Origin of the sequence: Sphingopyxis sp., from assembly GCF_035686825.1 — a bacterium.
Lineage (GTDB): Bacteria > Pseudomonadota > Alphaproteobacteria > Sphingomonadales > Sphingomonadaceae > Sphingopyxis.
In genome coordinates this window covers 213,268-230,590 of the sequence record NZ_DASRYZ010000002.1, presented here as the reverse complement: position 1 = coordinate 230,590, position 17,323 = coordinate 213,268, and the positions used below count along the sequence as shown (strand labels likewise).

The window sequence follows — 17,323 nt, the reverse complement described above, 5'->3', positions numbered from 1 at the left end:
TCACGCTCTACGCCGCGACGGCTTCCTCGCTGCGGCTGCCGGCGGCTTCGAGCAGACGCTTTTCGAGGCTCTTCACGCGCGCCGCGCTGTCGATCTTGTCGCCGATCAGGTCGGTCACGTAAAATGTATCGACCGCGCGCTCGCCATAGGTGGCGACATGCGCGCTGTGCACCGTGACCTTCGACTGGAAGAGTGCATAGGCGAGCTGGTTGAGCAGCGCGGGGCGATCCTGCGCATTGACCTCGATCACGGTAAAACGATTGGAAGCCTTATTGTCGACGAAGACGCTGGGGGCGATGCGGAAGGCCTCGGCGCGGGTGCGCGGCAGCGCGCGCGCTTCGAGTTTCGGCAGCAGTTTCTGGCGGTTGGCGAGCGCGTCCTCGATCGCGCGCGTCAGCCGGCCAATCTGACCCGCCTCGTCGAACGGCCGGCCGAGCGGGTCCTGGACGAGGAAATTATCGAGTGCCAGCCCGTCGCGGGTCGTGTGGATGCGCGCGTCGATGATGTTGCCGCCGGCGAGGTGGATGCCGCCGGCGATGCGATAGAAGAGGCCGGGGTGGTCGGCCGCGAGCACCATCACCAGCGTGGCACCGCGATCGTCGTCGGGCACCGCGGCGATATGCAGCGGCGCATCGCCCGCCTGGCGGATATGGAGCATATTCGCCGCGATCACTTCGACCGGCTCGGCAATCCAGTAGCTTTCGGGGAGCCGCCTCGCGAGCTTTTCGAACGTCTTGGCATCGAAGCCGAATTGGGCGGCCACGGCCTCCTTCTTGCTTTCGATCCGCGCCTCGCGCCCTTTCTGCTTGTGGCCGAGGCGCAGCACTTCTTCGGCGGCGTCGAAGAGCTCGGTCAGCAACTGGCGCTTCCAGCCGTTCCACACCCCCGGCCCGACCGCGCGGATGTCGACGACGGTGAGCACGAGGAGCAGACGCAGGCGTTCAGCGCTCTGCACGATCTGCGCAAAGTCGAGGATCGTCTTGAAATCGGCAAGGTCGCGCTTGAACGCGGTGGCCGACATCAGGAGGTGATAGCGCACGAGCCACGACACCGTCTCGGTCTCGGCGTCGGTCAGCCCCAGCCGCGGGCAGACGCGCAGCGCCAGCTCGGCGCCGAGCACGCTATGGTCGCCGCCGCGGCCCTTGGCGATGTCGTGGAGCAGCACCGCGACATAGATGACGCGGCGCGAGTGGATCTGGTCCATGATCGCGGTCGACAGCGGGTGATCGTCCTTGAGCCGGTCCTGCTCGATGTCGGCGAGCAGCCCGATCGCGCGGATCGTATGCTCGTCGACGGTATAATGGTGATACATGTCGAACTGCATCTGCGCGACGACGCGGCCGAAATCGGGAACGAAACGGCCGAACACCCCCGCCTCGTTCATCCAGCGCAGCACGGTTTCGGGATCGCGCGGGGACGTCAGCACGTCGAGGAACAGCTCGTTGGCGCGGGGGTCGCGGCGCACGCTCTGCGTCTCGATCAGCTTGGCGTCGTGGCGCGCCTGCCGCATCGCCTGCGGATGGATTTCGAGGCCGTGCTTGTCGGCGAGCGCGAAAATCTCGACCAGCCGCACCGGATCCTTCGCGAAGAAATCCTCCGCCGGCAGCGCGAGCCGGCCGCGGTCGAGGACGAAGCCGTGGAGCTTGCCCGGACGCCGCCGGATCGTCGGCAGGAAACGCCGCCCGCGCGCCGCCATCTGGTCGTCGAGATGCGCGAGGAAGGTGCCGGTGACGTCGCCGACGCTTTTGGCGTGGAGGAAATAGAGCTGCATGAAGCGCTCGACCGCGCTCTTGCCCGGGCGATCGGCGAATTTCATGCGGCTCGCGATCTCGCGCTGGAAATCGAAGGTCAGCCGGTCCTCGGCGCGCCCCGCGAGGATGTGGAGATGGCAGCGCACCGCGAGCAGGAAATTTTCGGCGCGCTCGAACTGGCGCAGCTCGCGCGCCGACATCAGCCCCGCATCGACGAGTTCGGGCACGGTGCGGACGCGGTGAATGAACTTGCCGATCCAGAACAGCGTGTGGAGGTCGCGAAGGCCCCCCTTGCCTTCCTTCACATTGGGTTCGACGACGTAGCGCGAATCGCCCATCCTCTTGTGACGTTCGTCGCGCTCGGCGAGCTTGTCGGCGACGAAGGCGCGCGCGTTGCCCGCGACGACCTCGGCATCGAAGCGCGCCGACGCCTGATCGTAAAGATCGCGGTCGCCCCAGATGAAACGCCCTTCGAGCAGCGCGGTGCGGACGGTCAGATCCTCCTTCGCCGCGCGCACCATCTCGTCGAGCGAACGCGACGAATGGCCGACCTTCAGCCCGAGATCCCACAGCGTATAGAGCTGCGCCTCGATCACCTGTTCGGTCCAGCTCGTCTGCTTGAACGGGGTCAAAAAGCCGATGTCGATGTCGCTGTGCGGCGCCATCTCGCCGCGGCCATAGCCGCCGACCGCGATCAGCGTGATGCGCTCGCCCGCCGAGCGGTTGGCCGAGGGATAGAGATGGTGGGTGGTGAAATCGTGGCTGAGGCGGACGATCTGGTCGATGAGGAAGGCGGTCGCATTCGCCGCGACGCGCCCAGAGGAGGGGCGTTCGAGCAGTCGGCGCTCGATCTCGGCACGGCCCGCTTCGAGCGCGCCCTTGAGCAGGTCGACCATCGCGCGGCGGCGCGTGCCCGAATCGCTGCTTTCGGCGGCAATCGCGTCGAGCCGCGCCGCCAGATCGCGGCGATCGATGATCGCGCGGCGCTGGTCGAGATTGTCGAAGAGATTGCTCATCCTTCGTCCGCCAGCAGGCGTTTGAGCGTGTAGAGCGCATCGAGCGCATCGCGCGGCGCGAGCGCATCGGGGTCGATCGCGCCGAGCGCTTCGCGCAGCGCGTCCTTCGCCGCTTCGGGCGCGGCGGCGAGCGTCGCCGCGAACAGCGGCAGGTCGTCGAGACCCGCGGCGAGCCCGCCGGTCGCCTCGCGCCCCGCCTCGAGTTTCGCGAGCACCGTTTCGGCGCGCTTGACGACGGGCGCGGGGACGCCCGCGAGGCGCGCAACCGCGAGACCGTAGCTACGGTCGGCGGGGCCTTCGGCGACCTCATGCAGCAGCACCAGATCGCCCTGCCACTCGCGCGCGCGAACATGATGGAGCGACAGCGCGTTTAGCGTTTCGGCAAGCCGCGTCAGCTCGTGATAGTGCGTCGCGAAGAGGCAGCGGCACTTATTCACCTCGTGCACCGCCTCGACCACCGACCAGGCGAGCGCGAGCCCGTCATAGGTCGAGGTGCCGCGCCCGACCTCGTCGAGGATCACGAAGCTTTGCGGGGTCGCCTGCGCGAGGATCGCGGCGGTTTCGACCATCTCGACCATGAAGGTCGAGCGTCCGCGCGCGAGATTGTCGCTCGCGCCGACGCGGCTGAACAGGCGGTCGACGAGCCCGAGCTTCGCCGCCGCCGCGGGTACGAAGCCGCCCGCCTGCGCGAGCACGACGATCAGCGCGTTTTGCCGGAGAAAGGTCGATTTACCGCCCATATTGGGGCCGGTGACGAGCCAGAGCCGGTCGGCTTCCGACAGCGACACATCGTTAGGGACGAAGCGTTCGCCCGACTTCGCGAGCGCCGCCTCGACCACCGGATGGCGCCCGCCGCTGACGTCGAGGCAGGGCTCGTCGGCGAGGTCGGGGCGGCACCAATTGTGGCTCATCGCATGGTCGGCGAGCGCCGCCGCGACGTCGAGGCGCGCGAGCACGTCGCACGACGCGGCGATCGCCTCGCGGCGGCCGATCGCGGCGTCGGTGAGCGTTTCGAGATGCGCGGCCTCGGCGGCGACCGCGTGCACCCCCGCCTGCGTCACCCGGCTCGCGGCCTCGTGCAGATCGGATGAGTTGAAGCGCACGACGCCGGCGAGCGTCTGGCGATGGGTGAAGCCCGATTCGGGCGCCATCAGCGCGTCGGCGTGCTTCGCGGGCACCTCGACATGATAGCCGAGCACGCCATTATGACGGATCTTCAGGGAGGCGATGCCGGTGCGGTCGCGATATTGCGCTTCGAGCGACGCGATCGCCTTGCGCCCGTCGCGCGCGGTTTCGCGCAGCGCATCGAGCGCATGATCATAGCCTTCGGCGACATAGCCGCCCTGCGCTGCGTCAACCGGCGGCGTCTCGATCAGCGCGCGCGTCAGTTCGTCGACGAGCGCGCCGTGGCCGTCGAGCGCGGGGAGCAAGCGCGCGAGCAAGGGCGGCAGGTCGGCGCGCCGCGCGAGATGTTCGCGCAGCAGGCGCGCCCCGCCGAGCGCATCGCGCAGCTGCGCGAGATCGCGCGGCCCGCCGCGCCCCGCGACGAGGCGGCCCAATGCGCGCCCGGCGTCGGGCAGCGCGCGCAGCGCCGCACGCAGTTCGCCGCGCCACAAGGCATCGCGTGCGAGCGCGTCGACAAGGTCGAGCCGGTCGAGGATCGCCGCCTTGTCGGTGAGCGGGCTCGCGAGATCGTCGGCGAGCAGCCGCGCGCCCGCCGCCGTCACCGTGCGGTCGATCGTGCCGAGCAGGCTGCCGTCGCGCGTGCCCGCCATGGTGCGGACGAGTTCGAGGCTTTCGCGCGTCGCGGCGTCGATCGCCATCCGACCCGACGCGAGGTGGCGCAGCGGCGGCTGGAGGAAGGTCGGGCCGCCGGTGCCGACATGGTCGAGATAGGCGACGAGCGCCCCCATCGCGGCGATCTCGCCGCGGACGAACTGACCGAAGCCGTCGAGCGTCTGGACGCCGAAAAAGGCTTCGAGCCGTTTTTGCGCATTCGTGCTCGAAAATTCGGAGGACGGACGGCGCACGATCTGGCGCGCCGAAGAGATCGGCAGGTCCTCGGCATTCTCGCTCAGCAGCAATTCCGACGGCGCGAGCCGCGCAAGCTCTGCGTCGACCGCTTGCGCAGGCACCGCGACCACCTCGAAGCGGCCGGTCGAAATATCGGCGGCGGCGATCGCGACCTCGCTGCCGACCTGCGCCAGCGCGGCAAGCCGGTTCGCGCTGCGCCCTTCGAGCAGGCTTTCCTCGGTGAGCGTGCCCGCGGTGACGAAGCGCACGATGTCGCGCGCGACGAGCGCTTTCGACCCGCCGCGCGCCTTCGCCTCGGCCGGGGTTTCTACCTGCTCGGCGATCGCGACCCGGTGCCCGGCGCGGATCAGCCGCGCGAGATAGGATTCGGCCGAATGAACAGGCACGCCGCACATTGGCACCGGCGCGCCGCCATGCTCGCCGCGCGAGGTCAGCGCGATATCGAGCGTCGAAGCCGCGGCCTTGGCGTCGTCGAAAAACAGCTCGAAAAAATCGCCCATGCGATAGAAAAGCAGGCAGTCGCCGGCCTTGTCCTTCAGCGACCAATATTGCGCCATCATCGGCGTCGCGGCGGGCGCGGCAGTGTTCATATTGGCGGCGGCTCGGGCGGTGGCGGACATCGGACCCTGCTTAGTGATTGGGGGCGGCATGGCAAGGTCGGAGGGCGACGGCGAGTTCCGGTCGCGCCGGGTGGATCGCGATCAACATTGCCGGTTACATTTTCGCGAGGCGGCGCTAGGGGAAATATTCGGGCGCGCATCTTGTGGAAATTTCGAGAGGATACAGAATGGACAGCGGCAGCAAGGTGCAATTTTCCGACCGCGAGGCCCTGCTTTACCACGAATATGGCCGGCCCGGAAAAATCGAGATCGTCGCGTCGAAGCCGATGGCGACGCAGCGCGACCTCAGCCTCGCCTATTCGCCCGGTGTCGCGGTGCCGGTCAACGCGATCGCCGAAGATCCCGCCAAGGCCTATGACTATACGATCAAGGGCAATCTGGTCGCGGTGATCTCGAACGGCACCGCGATCCTCGGGCTCGGCAATCTCGGCGCACTGGCATCGAAGCCGGTGATGGAAGGCAAGGCGGTACTGTTCAAGCGTTTCGCCGACGTCGATTCGATCGACCTCGAGGTCGACACCGAGGATCCGCAGCGTTTCATCGAAGCGGTCGAGCTGCTCGCGCCGAGCTTTGGCGGCATCAACCTAGAGGATATCGCCGCCCCCGACTGCTTCGTCATCGAAGCGGCGCTGAAGGAACGCATGAACATTCCGGTGTTCCATGACGACCAGCATGGCACCGCGATCATCACCGCCGCCGGCCTGATCAACGCCTGTTACCTGACCGGGCGCGACCTTTCGACGGTGAAGGTCGTCGTCAACGGGGCGGGCGCCGCCGCGATCGCCTGTACCGCGCTGATCAAGGCGATGGGCGTAAGGCACGAAAATGTGATCATGTGCGACCGCAAGGGCACGATCTATCAGGGCCGCACCGAAGGGATGGACCAGTGGAAGTCGGCGCATGCGGTGCCGACCGAAGCGCGCAACCTGACCGAGGCGCTGGTCGGCGCCGACGTGTTCCTCGGCCTGTCGGCCGCGGGCGCGCTCAAGCCCGAGATGGTCAAGGACATGTCGCCGGCGCCGATCATCTTCGCGATGGCGAACCCCGATCCCGAGATCTCGCCGCCCGACGCGCGCGCGGCGCGGCCCGACGCGATCATCGCGACCGGGCGCTCGGATTATCCGAACCAGGTCAACAACGTCCTCTGCTTCCCCTTCATCTTCCGCGGCGCGCTCGACGTCCATGCGACCGCGATCAACGAGGAGATGAAGATCGCGGCGGCCTATGCGATCGCCGACCTCGCGCGCCAGCAGGTGCCCGAAGAAGTCGCGGCCGCCTATGGCGGGCGCGCGTCGAGCTTCGGCCCCGAATATATCATCCCCTCCCCCTTCGATCCGCGGCTGATGGAAATCGTCCCCGCCGCGGTCGCCAAGGCGGCGATGGATACCGGCGTCGCTCAGCGCCCGATCGAGAATCTGGACGATTATCGCACCCGGCTGCGCGCGCGGCTCAATCCGACCACCTCGGTTCTCACGCTCGCCTATGAGGCCGCGCGCAACAATCCCAAACGCGTCGTCTTTGCCGAAGGCGAAGAGGAGGTCGTGCTGCGCGCCGCGATCCAGTTCCGCGACGGCGGATACGGCATTCCGGTGCTCGTCGGGCGCGAAGGTCTGCACGACAAGCTGCGCGCGATGGGCGTCGCCGACGCCGAAAGCTTCGAGGTCCACAACAGCGTCAATTCGCCGCATGTGCCGCAGATGGTCGACATGCTCTACGAGCGGCTACAGCGGCGCGGATACCTCCGCCGCGACGTCGAGCGCATGGTCAACCGCGACCGCAACATCTTCGGCTCGCTGCTCCTCAAGATGGGGCTCGGCGATGCGATGATCACCGGCACGACGCGGACCTATTCGCAGACGATGCGCGAGATAAGGCGCGTGATCGACCATGCCGAGGGCAAGACGCCGTTCGGCATCCACGTCCTCGTCGATCAGCATCACACGATCTTCATGGCCGACACGACGGTCAACGAACGGCCGACCGCCGAGATGCTCGCCGACATCGCCGAACGCACCGCGCAGGTCGCGCGGCGCATGGGCCACGAACCGCGCGTCGCCTTCCTCTCCTATTCGACCTTCGGCAATCCCGAAGGAAGCTGGCTGGAGAGCATCCGCGAAGCAGTGGCGATCCTCGACCGGCGGAAACCGGCCTTCGAATATGAAGGCGAAATGGCGCCCGACGTCGCACTCAACGAGAAGGTGATGAAGAATTATCCCTTCTGCCGCCTGTCGGGTCCCGCGAATGTGCTGGTCATGCCGGGTCTGCAGTCGGCGAACCTGTCGGCGAAGCTGCTGCGCGAACTGGGCGGCGGTGCGGTGATCGGCCCTATGCTCGTCGGCATGGAGAATCCGGTGCAGGTCGCCACGATGGCTTCGACCGCGTCGGATCTCGTTACCTTGGCTGTGCTCGCGGCAGGCGGGATCGCGCAATAATATAGAGAAATAAGTCGCCGCCCCCGCGAAAGCGCGGGCGACGGCGGTTTTACCGCCCGCCGGGCGCGCCTGCACCAGGCGCGCCGACCGCGCCGATATTGCCGAAGATGTCTTCGAAGAAGCTGCGTTCGCGACCCAGTGTCGGCGTCTTGTCGCCTTCGGGGCTGATCTTGCGGACCAGTTCGAGCCCGGTGCGATCGACTGCGGCGACATTGCCTGTATCGTCGAAGCGGATGCGCAGCACCTGCTGGTCGATCGGGCGCGGCCTCGCGAACGCGAGCTGGCGCGTTTCGCGCGAGACATAATAATATTCGTCGGTACCGAACTGACCGACGAAGGTCGGACGGCCGAGCGTCTTTTCGACCGACTCGCGGTTGTCGACGCCGGGGGTGATCGCCTGGGTCAGCGCCGGATCGGCAACATAGCCCTGCCGCCCCTTGAGCTGCGTGCAACCGCCAACGGTCAGCGCGAGCGCCAGCCCGGCGACGATCAGGCGCACGGGGCGGACGGGAGACTTCGGGTCATGGGTCGGCATCAACATATATCTCCGTTGCGCCGCTTGTATGGGGCGCTGGCAATCGCGCCTCTTAACCGCAAGCGGTCGGCGCGCACAAGCGGCTTATGCCGCGGCAAAGCTTGCGCCAAGCTGACTCAGGCCCCTTTTCCGCCGACATGATTCGGCCTAAGCGTTGCGCCATGTTTTCTTCGCTCCGCAAACTCTTCAAATCCGAACCCGATCCGCGCGAGGCGCGGCGCCCGCTGTGGAACGCCGTCGTCGCCACCGCGCGCGCGCCGCACTGGTATGCGCAAGGCGGCGTTCCCGACACGCTCGACGGCCGCTTCGATATGATCAGCCTCGTGCTCGCGCTCGTGCTGCACCGGATCGACAAGGACCCCGCACAGGGGCTCGCCGGCGTCCAGCTCACCGAATTGTTCGTGAACGACATGGACGGGCAGATGCGCCAGATCGGTTTCGGCGACATGGTCGTCGGCAAGCAGGTCGGGCGGATGATGAGCGCACTTGGCGGGCGGCTTGGCGCCTATCGCGCCGCCGACGGCTCGGCCGAATTGCGCGAGGCGCTGGTCCGCAACCTGTGGCGCGGCAACGCCCCCCCCGATGCGGGGCTGGCGCATGTGATGACCGAGGTCGCGGCGCTCCGCGCGCTACTCGCGGCGACGCCGGTGTCCGAGCTGGTCGTCGCCGACCGGCTGGACGGAGCGCGGGCATGACCGTTCCCGAATTCTCTCTGGTCGTGACGCTCGCCGACGCGGCGCACGGCCGCGCCATTTCGGTCGAAGCAGACGCCGGCGCGCGCGCGGCGATCGCGCGGCGGCTCGGACTGCTCGCGCTCGATCGTTTTTCTCTCGCTGCCGAAGTTCGTGCTATCGCGGGCGGGATCGCCGTAAGAGGCGAAGTGGGCGCCGACGTCGTGCAGGCGTGCGCCGCGACCGACCTGCCCGTGCCCGCGACGATCGCCGAGCCGTTCGACTTGCGCTTCCTGCGCGATGTCGATGCCCCGGCGAGCGAGGAGGACGAGATCGAGATCGGCAGCGAGGATCTCGACCTGCTGCCGCTCGAGGGCGACCGGGTCGATTTGGGCGAAGCCGCGGTGCAGACGCTGTCGCTCGCGCTAAATCCCTTTCCGCGCCATCCCGACGCCGAACGCCTTCTCGCGGAGAAGGGCGTGCTGAGCGAAGAGGCGGCGGGGCCGTTCGCCGCGCTGGCGAAGCTGCGCGGCAAGCCCGGCGCCTAGGGCCTTTCGTCGGGGGCGGGCTTCGCTTCCTCCTCGACCAGATCGGCGACCGCGGCGTCGAGTCCGGGTTCCTCTTTCGCTTCCGGGGCTTCGGCGGCGGGTTCCTCGGCCGCCTTTTCGTCGCGCGTCGGCGGCAGCGCCCCGCCGAGCGCATTGGCGAGGCCGAGCAATTGTTCACCGATCACCTTGTCGACCGCGGGCGCGATCTCGGCGACCTTGAAGCGCATATAGCCGCCGACGACATAGTCGAAGCGTAGCGCGCTGCCCGTCGGCGTTTCCTTGATCTGGATCGTCAGCGTGGCATCGAGCGCCTCGCCCTGAAGCGGGCCGAAGGCGCCCGACAGGCGAAGCATCTCGTTCGGCTTGGCAAAGACGATGCGCGCGTGCTGGACGCTGCCGACGCCCGATCCGGCGTCGGGCAGCTTTTCGCAGAAGCAGCCGCCCGCCTGCGAATCGAGCCAGAAGTTGGCGGCGTCGCCCGACCAGCTATGCTCCTTCGACCACCAGCTTTGCGGCATGCGGAGCATTTTCCACACATCGGCGGGGGTCGCGGCGACCTGTGCGGTGTGCGCGACGGCGAAGCCGATCTCGCCCTGATCGATGACCTTGGCCTGCGCGGGCGCGAAGGCGAGCGCGCCGATCACCGCCGCGCTCGCAAAATATCTGAAAAATGCCATCAGCCCGTTCCCCTTTGGCGCGTCAATAACCGGCGCCGGGGAAAGTTGCTAGCCAGCCGTCGCGAGAACCGTTTCGATCGCGTCGTTGACCTGGTCGATCGGCGCCATGCCGTCGACGTGGGTGACGATGCCGCGCGTTTCGTAGATCGGCAGGATCGGCGCGGTCTTGGCGCGATATTCGGCCATGCGCGTGCGCACCGTTTCCTCATTGTCGTCAGGACGGCGCTTGAATTCATCGCTGCCGCAAACGTCGCAAACATTCTCCACCTTAGGGAGCTTGTAACGATCATGATAGCCCGCGCCGCACTTCGCGCAGCTGAAGCGGCCGGTGATGCGGTCGACGAGCGCGTCTTCCTCGACCCGCAGTTCGATCACATGGTCGAGCTTGCGGCCGCGGTCCGAGAGGATCGTGTCGAGCGCGTCGGCCTGCGCCGCGGTGCGCGGATAGCCGTCGAAGATCACCGAAACGTCGGGGCCCAGCTCGTCGAGCCGCTCGCCGATCAGCCCCGAGACGATCGCGTCGGAGACGAGTTCGCCCGCATCCATCACCGCCTTGGCCTGGAGGCCGATCGGCGTTCCCGCCTTGACCGCGGCGCGCAGCATGTCGCCGGTCGAGAGCTGGACCATGCCATGCTCGTCCTCGAGCCGCGAAGCCTGCGTACCCTTGCCCGCTCCCGGCGGACCAAGCAGAATGATATTCAGCGTCATGGGGACCCCTGTTTGCCCTACCGTGTCGCGAGTGCCGTAGCGGGCGCCTTAGCGCCGCGCAACGCCGCCTTTCAATTTGGCCTTCTTGATGAGGTCGCCATATTGATGGGCGAGCATGTGGCTCTGGATCTGGCTGATCGTGTCGATCGTCACGTTCACGATGATCAGAAGGCTGGTGCCGCCGAGCTGGAAGGGGAGGCCCGATCCGGCGATGAAATATTCGGGCACCAGACAGATGACCGCCAGATAGGCCGCGCCGATGACGGTGATTCGCGTCAGCACGAAGTCGAGATAGGTCGCGGTATTCTTGCCCGGACGGATGCCGGGAATGAAACCGTTCTGCTTTTTGAGATTGTCTGCGGTTTCCTCGGGGTTGAAGACGACCGCGACGTAGAAGAAGCAGAAGAAGATGATGCCCGCGGCATAGAGCGCCATATAGAGCGGCTGGCCGTGCGCGAGATACTGGTTGAGCGTGATCAGGAAGTCGCCGGTCGCGGTGTCGCCCTGGACATTCTGGCCCATCATCTGCGTCACCGTCAGCGGCATCAGCAGCAGCGACGAGGCGAAGATCGGCGGGATGACGCCCGCGGTATTGACCTTCAGCGGCAGATGGCTGCGGTCGGCCTGCATCACGCCGCGCTGCGTCGCGCGCTTCGGATACTGGACGAGCACGCGGCGCTGCGCGCGTTCCATGAAGCTGATGAAGGCGATGATCACGATCGCGCCGCCGATGACGGCGAAAATCGTGCCGCCGCCCATCGAGCCTTCGCGGACCTGCGTGAACATCTGCGCGAAGCTGCGCGGCAGCTGCGCGAGAATGCCCGCCATGATGATCAGCGAGACGCCGTTGCCGATGCCGCGGCTGGTGATCTGTTCGCCGAGCCACATCAGGAAGAGCGTGCCGCCGACGATGCTGATCACGGCGCCGATGCGGAACATCATCCCCGGATCGACGACCGCGGCGATGCCCTGGCTCGCGCCGAGCGTTTCGAGCCCGACGGCGATGAAATAGCCCTGGATCGCGGTCAGCGCGACGGTGCCGTAGCGCGTGTACTGGTTGAGCTTCTTGCGCCCGCTTTCGCCCTCTTTCTTGAGCGCGGCGAGGCTGGGCGACAGCGCGGCCGCCAGCTGCACGACGATCGACGCGGTGATATAGGGCATGACGCCGAGCGCGATGATGCTCATGCGCTCGAGGCTGCCACCAGAGAAGGTGTTGAAGATATCGAGGACGCCGCCCGAAGCGGCCTGGCTGTAGAGCGACGCCAGCGCGACCGGATCGACCCCGGGAAGCGGCACGAACGACAGGAAGCGGAAGACGATCAGCGCGCCGATCGTGAACCAGATGCGGTTCTTGAGCTCGGTCGCCTGACCGAACTTCGAGAAATTGAGGTTGGATGCAAGCTGGTCGGCGCGAGAGGCCATGGGTGTTTTCCTCGGATATTCCGGACCGCGCCCCCCGCGACCCGGCGCCTATGTGCGTTCGGCGGTCGCGAAGCGCAAGGGGAAAGGCCTTACTTAAGCGGCAGGTCGATGCCGGGTGCCGCTTTCACTGTCCGTTCGCATCGAGCGAAGTCGAGATGCCTCTCGAACTTGCGCTGTCCCGAGGGGTGTCTCGACTTCGCTCGACACAAACGGGAGGGGGTATCTTATATGACAAAGGGCGGTTCCCTTAGAAACCGCCCCTTCGCCCTAATTATTCCGCCTTGGCTTTGGCGCGGCGCTGGGCCTTCTTGCCTTCGGGCGCGGCTTCCTTGACTTCGGGCAGTTCAACCTTGCCGCCAGCCTTTTCGACCGCTTCGATCGCGCCCTTCGAGGCGCCGGCAACGGCAAAAGTCAGCTTCGCGGTCAGCTCGCCCTTGGCGAGGAGGCGGACGCCATCCTTGCCACCGCGGGCGACGCCAGCGGCCTTGAGCGCGGCGTGATCGACGGTCTTCTTGGCGTCGAGCTTCTTTTCGTCGATCAGCTTCTGGATCATGCCCAGATTCACGATCGCGAAGTCCTTCGCGAAGATGTTGTTGAAGCCGCGCTTCGGGATGCGCATGTGGAGCGGCATCTGGCCGCCCTCGAAGCCGTTGATCGCGACACCGCTGCGCGCCTTCTGGCCCTTCTGGCCGCGGCCGGCGGTCTTGCCCTTGCCCGAGCCGATGCCGCGTCCGACGCGCATGCGGCCCTTGCGGGCGCCGTTGTTGTCACGAAGTTCGTTAAGCTTGATAGTCATGGTTGCACTCGCTTTCGCTGTGTTCGCGCTGTGGACTGAAACGCTTCAGTCCGGTTCGATTTCACTCGACGGCTGAAAGCCGGGATAGGGCCCGGCTTTCTCCATCAGGATGGCCTGGGCGACATAGCCACGGCCATCGACACTGGTGATCGAGGGGCTGCCGTGAAGCTGCCATCCCCGGTTGAGCAGCCCCTCGACCCGCGCGCAAAAGGCGGCGTCATCGGGACCGGTCAACAGGCGATAAAGCTTCACTGGCGTTTTAGCCCTCGACGACTTCCACCATGTGCGGAAGCTTGCGGATCATGCCGCGCACTTCCGGGGTGTCGACCAGTTCGACCTCGCGGTGCATCTTGCCCAGGCCGAGGCCGGTCAGGATCGCACGCTGGCTCTTGGGACGACGGATCGGCGAACCGATCTGGCGGATCTTGATCTTCTTGTCGGCCATGGTCTTACTCCGTCACCGCCGCGGCTTCGGCCTCGGCTGCGCGGTCGGACGCACCGCCACGCTTGATCAGGTCCGAAACCTTCTTACCGCGACGCTGCGCGACCGACTTCGGGCTGGTCTGTTCGCCGAGCGCCTCGAAGGTCGCGCGGATCATGTTGTAGGGATTCGAGGTGCCGACCGACTTGGTCACCACATCGGCAACGCCCAGCGATTCGAACACGGCGCGCATCGGGCCACCGGCGATGATGCCGGTACCGGCGGGCGCCGAACGCAGCGTCACATTGCCCGCGCCGAACACGCCGCGGCCATCGTGGTGGAGCGTGCGGCCGTCGCGCAGCGGAACGCGAATCATCGCCTTCTTCGCGGCAGCCGTCGCCTTCGAAATGGCTTCGGGCACTTCGCGCGCCTTGCCATGACCGAAACCGGCGCGGCCCTTGCCGTCGCCGACGACGACGAGCGCGGCGAAACCGAAGCGCTTGCCGCCCTTCACGGTCTTCGAAACGCGGTTGATGTGGACGAGCTTTTCAATGAGCTCTTCGCCGCCATCCTCGTCGCGCGGGCGACGGTCGTCGCGGCGGCCACGGCCACCGTCACGTCCACCACGACCGCCATCGCGGCCGCCGCCACGGCCGCGGCGCGGAGCCTGGCCTTCGGTCGGGGTCGTCGCCTCGGGGGCGGCGCCTTCGGCGTTCTGAATTTCGTCTGCCATGATTAGAACTCCAATCCGCCTTCGCGAGCCGCGTCGGCCAGCGCCTTGATGCGCCCGTGGAACAGGAAGCCGCCGCGATCGAACACGACCTGCGTCACGCCCGCCTTCTTGGCGGCAGCGGCGAGGCGCTTGCCGACGTCGGCAGCCGCCGCCGTGGTCGCGCCGGTCTTGCCGCGAACATCCTTGTCGAGCGTCGAGGCCGAAGCCAGCGTCTGCCCGGCAGCGTCATCGATGAGCTGCGCATAGATGTGACGGCCCGAACGGTGCACCGACAGGCGGGCACGGCCAGCGGCGCGCTGACGGAGGGCGGTACGAACGCGCTGACGGCGTTTCTGGAAAGGGGTAAGATGTGCCATGGCTTACTTCTTCTTGCCTTCTTTGCGGAAGATGTACTCGCCGCGATATTTGATGCCCTTGCCCTTATAGGGTTCGGGCTTGCGCCAACGGCGGATTTCCGCCGCGACCTGGCCGACCTTCTGCTTGTCGATACCGTTGATCTCGATCGTCGTGTTGTCCGGCGTCTTGATCTCGATGCCTTCGGGCACCGCGAAATCGACATCGTGGCTGTAGCCGAGCTGCAGCTTCAGATTCTTGCCCTGTGCGTTGGCACGATAGCCGACACCGGTGATTTCGAGCACCTTGGTGAAGCCTTCGGTCACGCCCGTGATCAGGTTCTGGACCAGCGTGCGCTGCATGCCCCAGAAGGCGCGTGCTTCGCGGGTGTCGTTCGCGGGCTGCACCGAGATGCTGCCTTCGCCGACTTCATATTTGATGAGGTCGGACAGCGGCATCGCGAGCGTGCCCTTCGGACCCTTGACCGACAGCTGGCCGCCGTCGATCGCGGCGGTGACGCCGCCGGGGATCGCTACTGCCTTTTTACCAATGCGCGACATCAGAACACCTCCGCCAGCACTTCGCCGCCGACATTATGCTCGCGGGCTTCGGCGTCCGAGAGAACGCCGCGCGGGGTCGACACGATGGTGATGCCAAGGCCGTTGCGCACGATCGGCAGCTCTTTCGAGCCCGAATAGATGCGGCGGCCCGGCTTCGAGACGCGGGCCACGTGGCGGATCGCCGGCTGGCCTTCGAAATATTTGAGCTCGATGCGGATGCCCTTGTGCTGACCCTTGGCACCCAGCGCTTCTTCGCTGTAGCCGCGGATATAGCCTTCGCGCTGGAGAACATCGAGAACGCGGACGCGCAGGGTCGAGGCGGGAGTCAGGACGCTGTCCTTCTTCGCCTGCTGGCCGTTGCGGATGCGGGTGAGCATATCACCCAGGGGATCGGTCATTGCCATCTTGTCAGTCCCTTACCAGCTCGACTTCACAACACCGGGGATCAGGCCCTTGTTGGCCAGATCGCGGAGCTGGATACGGCACAGCCGGAATTTGCGATAATAGGCGCGCGGACGGCCCGTCAGCTCGCACCGGTTGCGGATGCGGGTCGGGTTACCATTGCGCGGGATTTCCGCCATCTTGAGGCGCGCGATCAGACGCTCGCCATCGTCGAGCGACGTGTCTGCCGCAATCGCCTTCAGCTTCGCGTAACGGCCGGCATATTTCTTCACCAGCTGCTTGCGACGCTCGTTCTTGTTTACCGAACTCAGTTTCGCCATGACTTAAGTTCTCTTTCCTTCTTGAAAGAGCCTGCCTGGTCCCGAAGGATCAGGCGGCTTCCTTTTCCTGCGCTTCGATCGGGAAGGGGAAGCCGAACAGCTTGAGCAGTTCGCGGGCTTCTTCGTCCGTACGGGCGGTGGTGGTGACGATCACGTCCATGCCGCGCACCTGGTCGATGCGGTCATAGTTGATCTCGGGGAAGATGATCTGCTCTTTCAGGCCCATGGCATAGTTGCCACGGCCGTCGAAGCTGGTCGCCGACACGCCGCGGAAGTCGCGGATGCGCGGCATGGCGATCGTGATCAGGCGATCGAGGAATTCATACATGCGTTCGCGGCGCAGGGTGACCTTGCAGCCGATCGGCATGCCTTCGCGCAGCTTGAACTGTGCGATCGACTTCTTCGCCTTGGTCACGACGGGCTTCTGGCCGGCGATGAGTTCCATCTCGGCAGCGGCCGCTTCGACCTTCTTCTTGTCCTGCGTGGCTTCGCCGACGCCCATGTTGAGCACGATCTTTTCGATCTTCGGCACTTCCATCGCATTCTTGTAACCGAATTTCTCGGTCATCGCCTTGACGATCACATCGTCGTAGCGCTTGCGCATGCGCGGGGTGTAGTTATCAGCCATTGATCGTCTCCCCGGACTTCACGGCCACGCGGACCTTCTTGCCGTCCTTGGTTTCAAAACGAACGCGCGTCGGCTTGCCGGTCTTGGGATCGGCGAGCGCGACCTTGCTTGCGAACAGCGGCGCTTCCTTGCGTTCCAGACCGCCCTGCGGGTTGGTCTGGCTCGGCTTGCGGTGGCGCGTGATGACGTTGACGCCCGCGACGACGACCTTGCCGTCCTTCGGCAGGCTCTGCGTCACTTCGCCGGTCTTGCCCTTGTCCTTGCCGGACAGGATGACGACCGTGTCGCCCTTCTTGATCTTGTTCGCCATGGTCAGAGCACCTCCGGCGCCAGGCTGATGATCTTCATATAGCCGCGGCCGCGCAGTTCGCGGACGACGGGGCCGAAGATACGGGTGCCGATCGGCTCCTCGTTCTTGTTGACGAGCACGGCGGCGTTGCTGTCGAAACGGATCACCGAGCCATCGGCGCGGCGCACATCCTTCGCGGTGCGGACGATGACGGCGCGATGCACGTCGCCCTTCTTCACCTTGCCGCGCGGCTGCGCTTCCTTGATCGACACGACGATCACGTCGCCCACGCCGGCGGTGCGACGCTTCGAGCCGCCGAGCACCTTGATGCACTGGACGCGCTTCGCGCCGCTGTTGTCGGCGACTTCCAATTGTGACTGCATCTGAATCATCGATGCATTTCCTTCTTCCTTGGCCTACCGGGATG

20 protein-coding genes are annotated in these 17,323 nt (G+C 66.2%); 3 read left to right on the top strand and 17 right to left on the bottom strand.

Annotated features, from left to right (window positions below; genetic code table 11):
* Positions 1 to 7: 7 nt before the first annotated feature.
* Positions 8 to 2,767: a [protein-PII] uridylyltransferase gene (locus tag VFG17_RS02345; protein WP_325027860.1), complete on the bottom strand. Its 2,760-nt coding sequence runs from the start codon at positions 2,765 to 2,767 to the stop codon at positions 8 to 10.
* Positions 2,764 to 5,421, bottom strand: coding sequence for a DNA mismatch repair protein MutS (gene mutS / locus VFG17_RS02340; RefSeq protein WP_325027859.1), 2,658 nt, complete (start codon positions 5,419 to 5,421; stop codon positions 2,764 to 2,766). The genes VFG17_RS02345 and mutS overlap by 4 nt, the downstream gene beginning before the upstream one ends.
* Before the next feature lie 167 nt (positions 5,422 to 5,588).
* On the opposite strand from mutS, the gene VFG17_RS02335 reads away from it, so the two are divergent.
* Positions 5,589 to 7,853, top strand: coding sequence for an NADP-dependent malic enzyme (locus VFG17_RS02335; protein ID WP_325027858.1), 2,265 nt, complete (start codon positions 5,589 to 5,591; stop codon positions 7,851 to 7,853).
* Positions 7,854 to 7,902: 49 nt separating this feature from the next.
* Here the strand turns inward: VFG17_RS02335 and VFG17_RS02330 are convergent, their stop codons facing one another.
* Entirely contained in the window at positions 7,903 to 8,388 is a 486-nt protein-coding gene (locus VFG17_RS02330) for an outer membrane protein assembly factor BamE (RefSeq protein ID WP_325027857.1), read from the bottom strand.
* Positions 8,389 to 8,549: 161 nt separating this feature from the next.
* On the opposite strand from VFG17_RS02330, the gene VFG17_RS02325 reads away from it, so the two are divergent.
* Together VFG17_RS02325 and VFG17_RS02320 are read left to right on the top strand one after the other, a co-directional pair.
* Positions 8,550 to 9,083: a ubiquinol-cytochrome C chaperone family protein gene (locus VFG17_RS02325; protein ID WP_325027856.1), complete on the top strand. Its 534-nt coding sequence runs from the start codon at positions 8,550 to 8,552 to the stop codon at positions 9,081 to 9,083.
* Positions 9,080 to 9,607, top strand: coding sequence for a DUF177 domain-containing protein (locus VFG17_RS02320; RefSeq protein ID WP_325027855.1), 528 nt, complete (start codon positions 9,080 to 9,082; stop codon positions 9,605 to 9,607). The genes VFG17_RS02325 and VFG17_RS02320 overlap by 4 nt, the downstream gene beginning before the upstream one ends.
* On the opposite strand, the gene VFG17_RS02315 is transcribed toward VFG17_RS02320, so the two are convergent.
* From VFG17_RS02315 to rplN, 14 genes are all read right to left on the bottom strand, one after another.
* Entirely contained in the window at positions 9,604 to 10,284 is a 681-nt protein-coding gene (locus tag VFG17_RS02315; protein WP_325027854.1) for a hypothetical protein, read from the bottom strand. The two genes, VFG17_RS02320 and VFG17_RS02315, sit on opposite strands and share 4 nt — an antisense overlap.
* Positions 10,285 to 10,332: 48 nt before the next feature.
* Positions 10,333 to 10,992 carry an adenylate kinase gene (locus tag VFG17_RS02310; RefSeq protein ID WP_325027853.1) on the bottom strand — a complete coding sequence of 220 codons (660 nt, stop codon included), beginning with the start codon at positions 10,990 to 10,992 and terminating at the stop codon, positions 10,333 to 10,335.
* 48 nt (positions 10,993 to 11,040) lie between these two features.
* On the bottom strand, positions 11,041 to 12,414 hold the full coding sequence (gene secY, locus VFG17_RS02305; protein WP_325027852.1) for a preprotein translocase subunit SecY: 1,374 nt from the start codon (positions 12,412 to 12,414) through the stop codon (positions 11,041 to 11,043).
* 271 nt (positions 12,415 to 12,685) lie between these two features.
* A complete protein-coding gene (rplO, locus tag VFG17_RS02300; protein WP_325027851.1) occupies positions 12,686 to 13,210 on the bottom strand; it encodes a 50S ribosomal protein L15 in 525 nt (174 codons plus the stop codon).
* 45 nt (positions 13,211 to 13,255) lie between these two features.
* Positions 13,256 to 13,462, bottom strand: coding sequence for a DUF1737 domain-containing protein (locus VFG17_RS02295; protein WP_325027850.1), 207 nt, complete (start codon positions 13,460 to 13,462; stop codon positions 13,256 to 13,258).
* A 7-nt stretch (positions 13,463 to 13,469) separates the two neighbouring features.
* Entirely contained in the window at positions 13,470 to 13,655 is a 186-nt protein-coding gene (gene rpmD, locus VFG17_RS02290; RefSeq protein ID WP_037515666.1) for a 50S ribosomal protein L30, read from the bottom strand.
* A 4-nt stretch (positions 13,656 to 13,659) separates the two neighbouring features.
* Positions 13,660 to 14,364, bottom strand: coding sequence for a 30S ribosomal protein S5 (rpsE, locus tag VFG17_RS02285; protein WP_136176162.1), 705 nt, complete (start codon positions 14,362 to 14,364; stop codon positions 13,660 to 13,662).
* A 2-nt stretch (positions 14,365 to 14,366) separates the two neighbouring features.
* Positions 14,367 to 14,720: a 50S ribosomal protein L18 gene (gene rplR, locus VFG17_RS02280; RefSeq protein ID WP_037556384.1), complete on the bottom strand. Its 354-nt coding sequence runs from the start codon at positions 14,718 to 14,720 to the stop codon at positions 14,367 to 14,369.
* 3 nt (positions 14,721 to 14,723) lie between these two features.
* On the bottom strand, positions 14,724 to 15,257 hold the full coding sequence (rplF, locus tag VFG17_RS02275; protein ID WP_037556381.1) for a 50S ribosomal protein L6: 534 nt from the start codon (positions 15,255 to 15,257) through the stop codon (positions 14,724 to 14,726).
* On the bottom strand, positions 15,257 to 15,661 hold the full coding sequence (gene rpsH / locus VFG17_RS02270) for a 30S ribosomal protein S8 (RefSeq protein ID WP_037556380.1): 405 nt from the start codon (positions 15,659 to 15,661) through the stop codon (positions 15,257 to 15,259). Before rpsH ends, rplF begins: the two co-directional genes overlap by 1 nt.
* Positions 15,662 to 15,673: 12 nt before the next feature.
* Positions 15,674 to 15,979 carry a 30S ribosomal protein S14 gene (rpsN, locus tag VFG17_RS02265; RefSeq protein WP_037556379.1) on the bottom strand — a complete coding sequence of 102 codons (306 nt, stop codon included), beginning with the start codon at positions 15,977 to 15,979 and terminating at the stop codon, positions 15,674 to 15,676.
* 49 nt (positions 15,980 to 16,028) lie between these two features.
* On the bottom strand, positions 16,029 to 16,607 hold the full coding sequence (rplE, locus tag VFG17_RS02260) for a 50S ribosomal protein L5 (RefSeq protein WP_194953097.1): 579 nt from the start codon (positions 16,605 to 16,607) through the stop codon (positions 16,029 to 16,031).
* Positions 16,600 to 16,917 (bottom strand): 50S ribosomal protein L24, encoded by a 318-nt coding sequence (rplX, locus tag VFG17_RS02255; protein ID WP_037556376.1) that lies wholly within the window; start codon positions 16,915 to 16,917, stop codon positions 16,600 to 16,602. The genes rplE and rplX overlap by 8 nt, the downstream gene beginning before the upstream one ends.
* Before the next feature lie 2 nt (positions 16,918 to 16,919).
* Entirely contained in the window at positions 16,920 to 17,288 is a 369-nt protein-coding gene (gene rplN, locus VFG17_RS02250) for a 50S ribosomal protein L14 (RefSeq protein WP_011543078.1), read from the bottom strand.
* Between the last annotated feature and the right edge of the window lie 35 nt (positions 17,289 to 17,323).

Excerpts from the sequence above, each read along its gene's own strand:
- VFG17_RS02345 (WP_325027860.1), bottom strand. The coding sequence starts at position 2,767 with ATGAGCAATCTCTTCGACAATCTCGACCAGCGCCGCGCGATCATCGAT.
- mutS (WP_325027859.1), bottom strand. The coding sequence starts at position 5,421 with ATGTCCGCCACCGCCCGAGCCGCCGCCAATATGAACACTGCCGCGCCC.
- VFG17_RS02335 (WP_325027858.1), top strand. The coding sequence starts at position 5,589 with ATGGACAGCGGCAGCAAGGTGCAATTTTCCGACCGCGAGGCCCTGCTT.
- VFG17_RS02330 (WP_325027857.1), bottom strand. The coding sequence starts at position 8,388 with ATGCCGACCCATGACCCGAAGTCTCCCGTCCGCCCCGTGCGCCTGATC.
- VFG17_RS02325 (WP_325027856.1), top strand. The coding sequence starts at position 8,550 with ATGTTTTCTTCGCTCCGCAAACTCTTCAAATCCGAACCCGATCCGCGC.
- VFG17_RS02320 (WP_325027855.1), top strand. The coding sequence starts at position 9,080 with ATGACCGTTCCCGAATTCTCTCTGGTCGTGACGCTCGCCGACGCGGCG.
- VFG17_RS02315 (WP_325027854.1), bottom strand. The coding sequence starts at position 10,284 with ATGGCATTTTTCAGATATTTTGCGAGCGCGGCGGTGATCGGCGCGCTC.
- VFG17_RS02310 (WP_325027853.1), bottom strand. The coding sequence starts at position 10,992 with ATGACGCTGAATATCATTCTGCTTGGTCCGCCGGGAGCGGGCAAGGGT.
- secY (WP_325027852.1), bottom strand. The coding sequence starts at position 12,414 with ATGGCCTCTCGCGCCGACCAGCTTGCATCCAACCTCAATTTCTCGAAG.
- rplO (WP_325027851.1), bottom strand. The coding sequence starts at position 13,210 with ATGACTATCAAGCTTAACGAACTTCGTGACAACAACGGCGCCCGCAAG.
- rpmD (WP_037515666.1), bottom strand. The coding sequence starts at position 13,655 with ATGGCCGACAAGAAGATCAAGATCCGCCAGATCGGTTCGCCGATCCGT.
- rpsE (WP_136176162.1), bottom strand. The coding sequence starts at position 14,364 with ATGGCAGACGAAATTCAGAACGCCGAAGGCGCCGCCCCCGAGGCGACG.
- rplR (WP_037556384.1), bottom strand. The coding sequence starts at position 14,720 with ATGGCACATCTTACCCCTTTCCAGAAACGCCGTCAGCGCGTTCGTACC.
- rplF (WP_037556381.1), bottom strand. The coding sequence starts at position 15,257 with ATGTCGCGCATTGGTAAAAAGGCAGTAGCGATCCCCGGCGGCGTCACC.
- rpsH (WP_037556380.1), bottom strand. The coding sequence starts at position 15,661 with ATGGCAATGACCGATCCCCTGGGTGATATGCTCACCCGCATCCGCAAC.
- rpsN (WP_037556379.1), bottom strand. The coding sequence starts at position 15,979 with ATGGCGAAACTGAGTTCGGTAAACAAGAACGAGCGTCGCAAGCAGCTG.
- rplE (WP_194953097.1), bottom strand. The coding sequence starts at position 16,607 with ATGGCTGATAACTACACCCCGCGCATGCGCAAGCGCTACGACGATGTG.
- rplX (WP_037556376.1), bottom strand. The coding sequence starts at position 16,917 with ATGGCGAACAAGATCAAGAAGGGCGACACGGTCGTCATCCTGTCCGGC.
- rplN (WP_011543078.1), bottom strand. The coding sequence starts at position 17,288 with ATGATTCAGATGCAGTCACAATTGGAAGTCGCCGACAACAGCGGCGCG.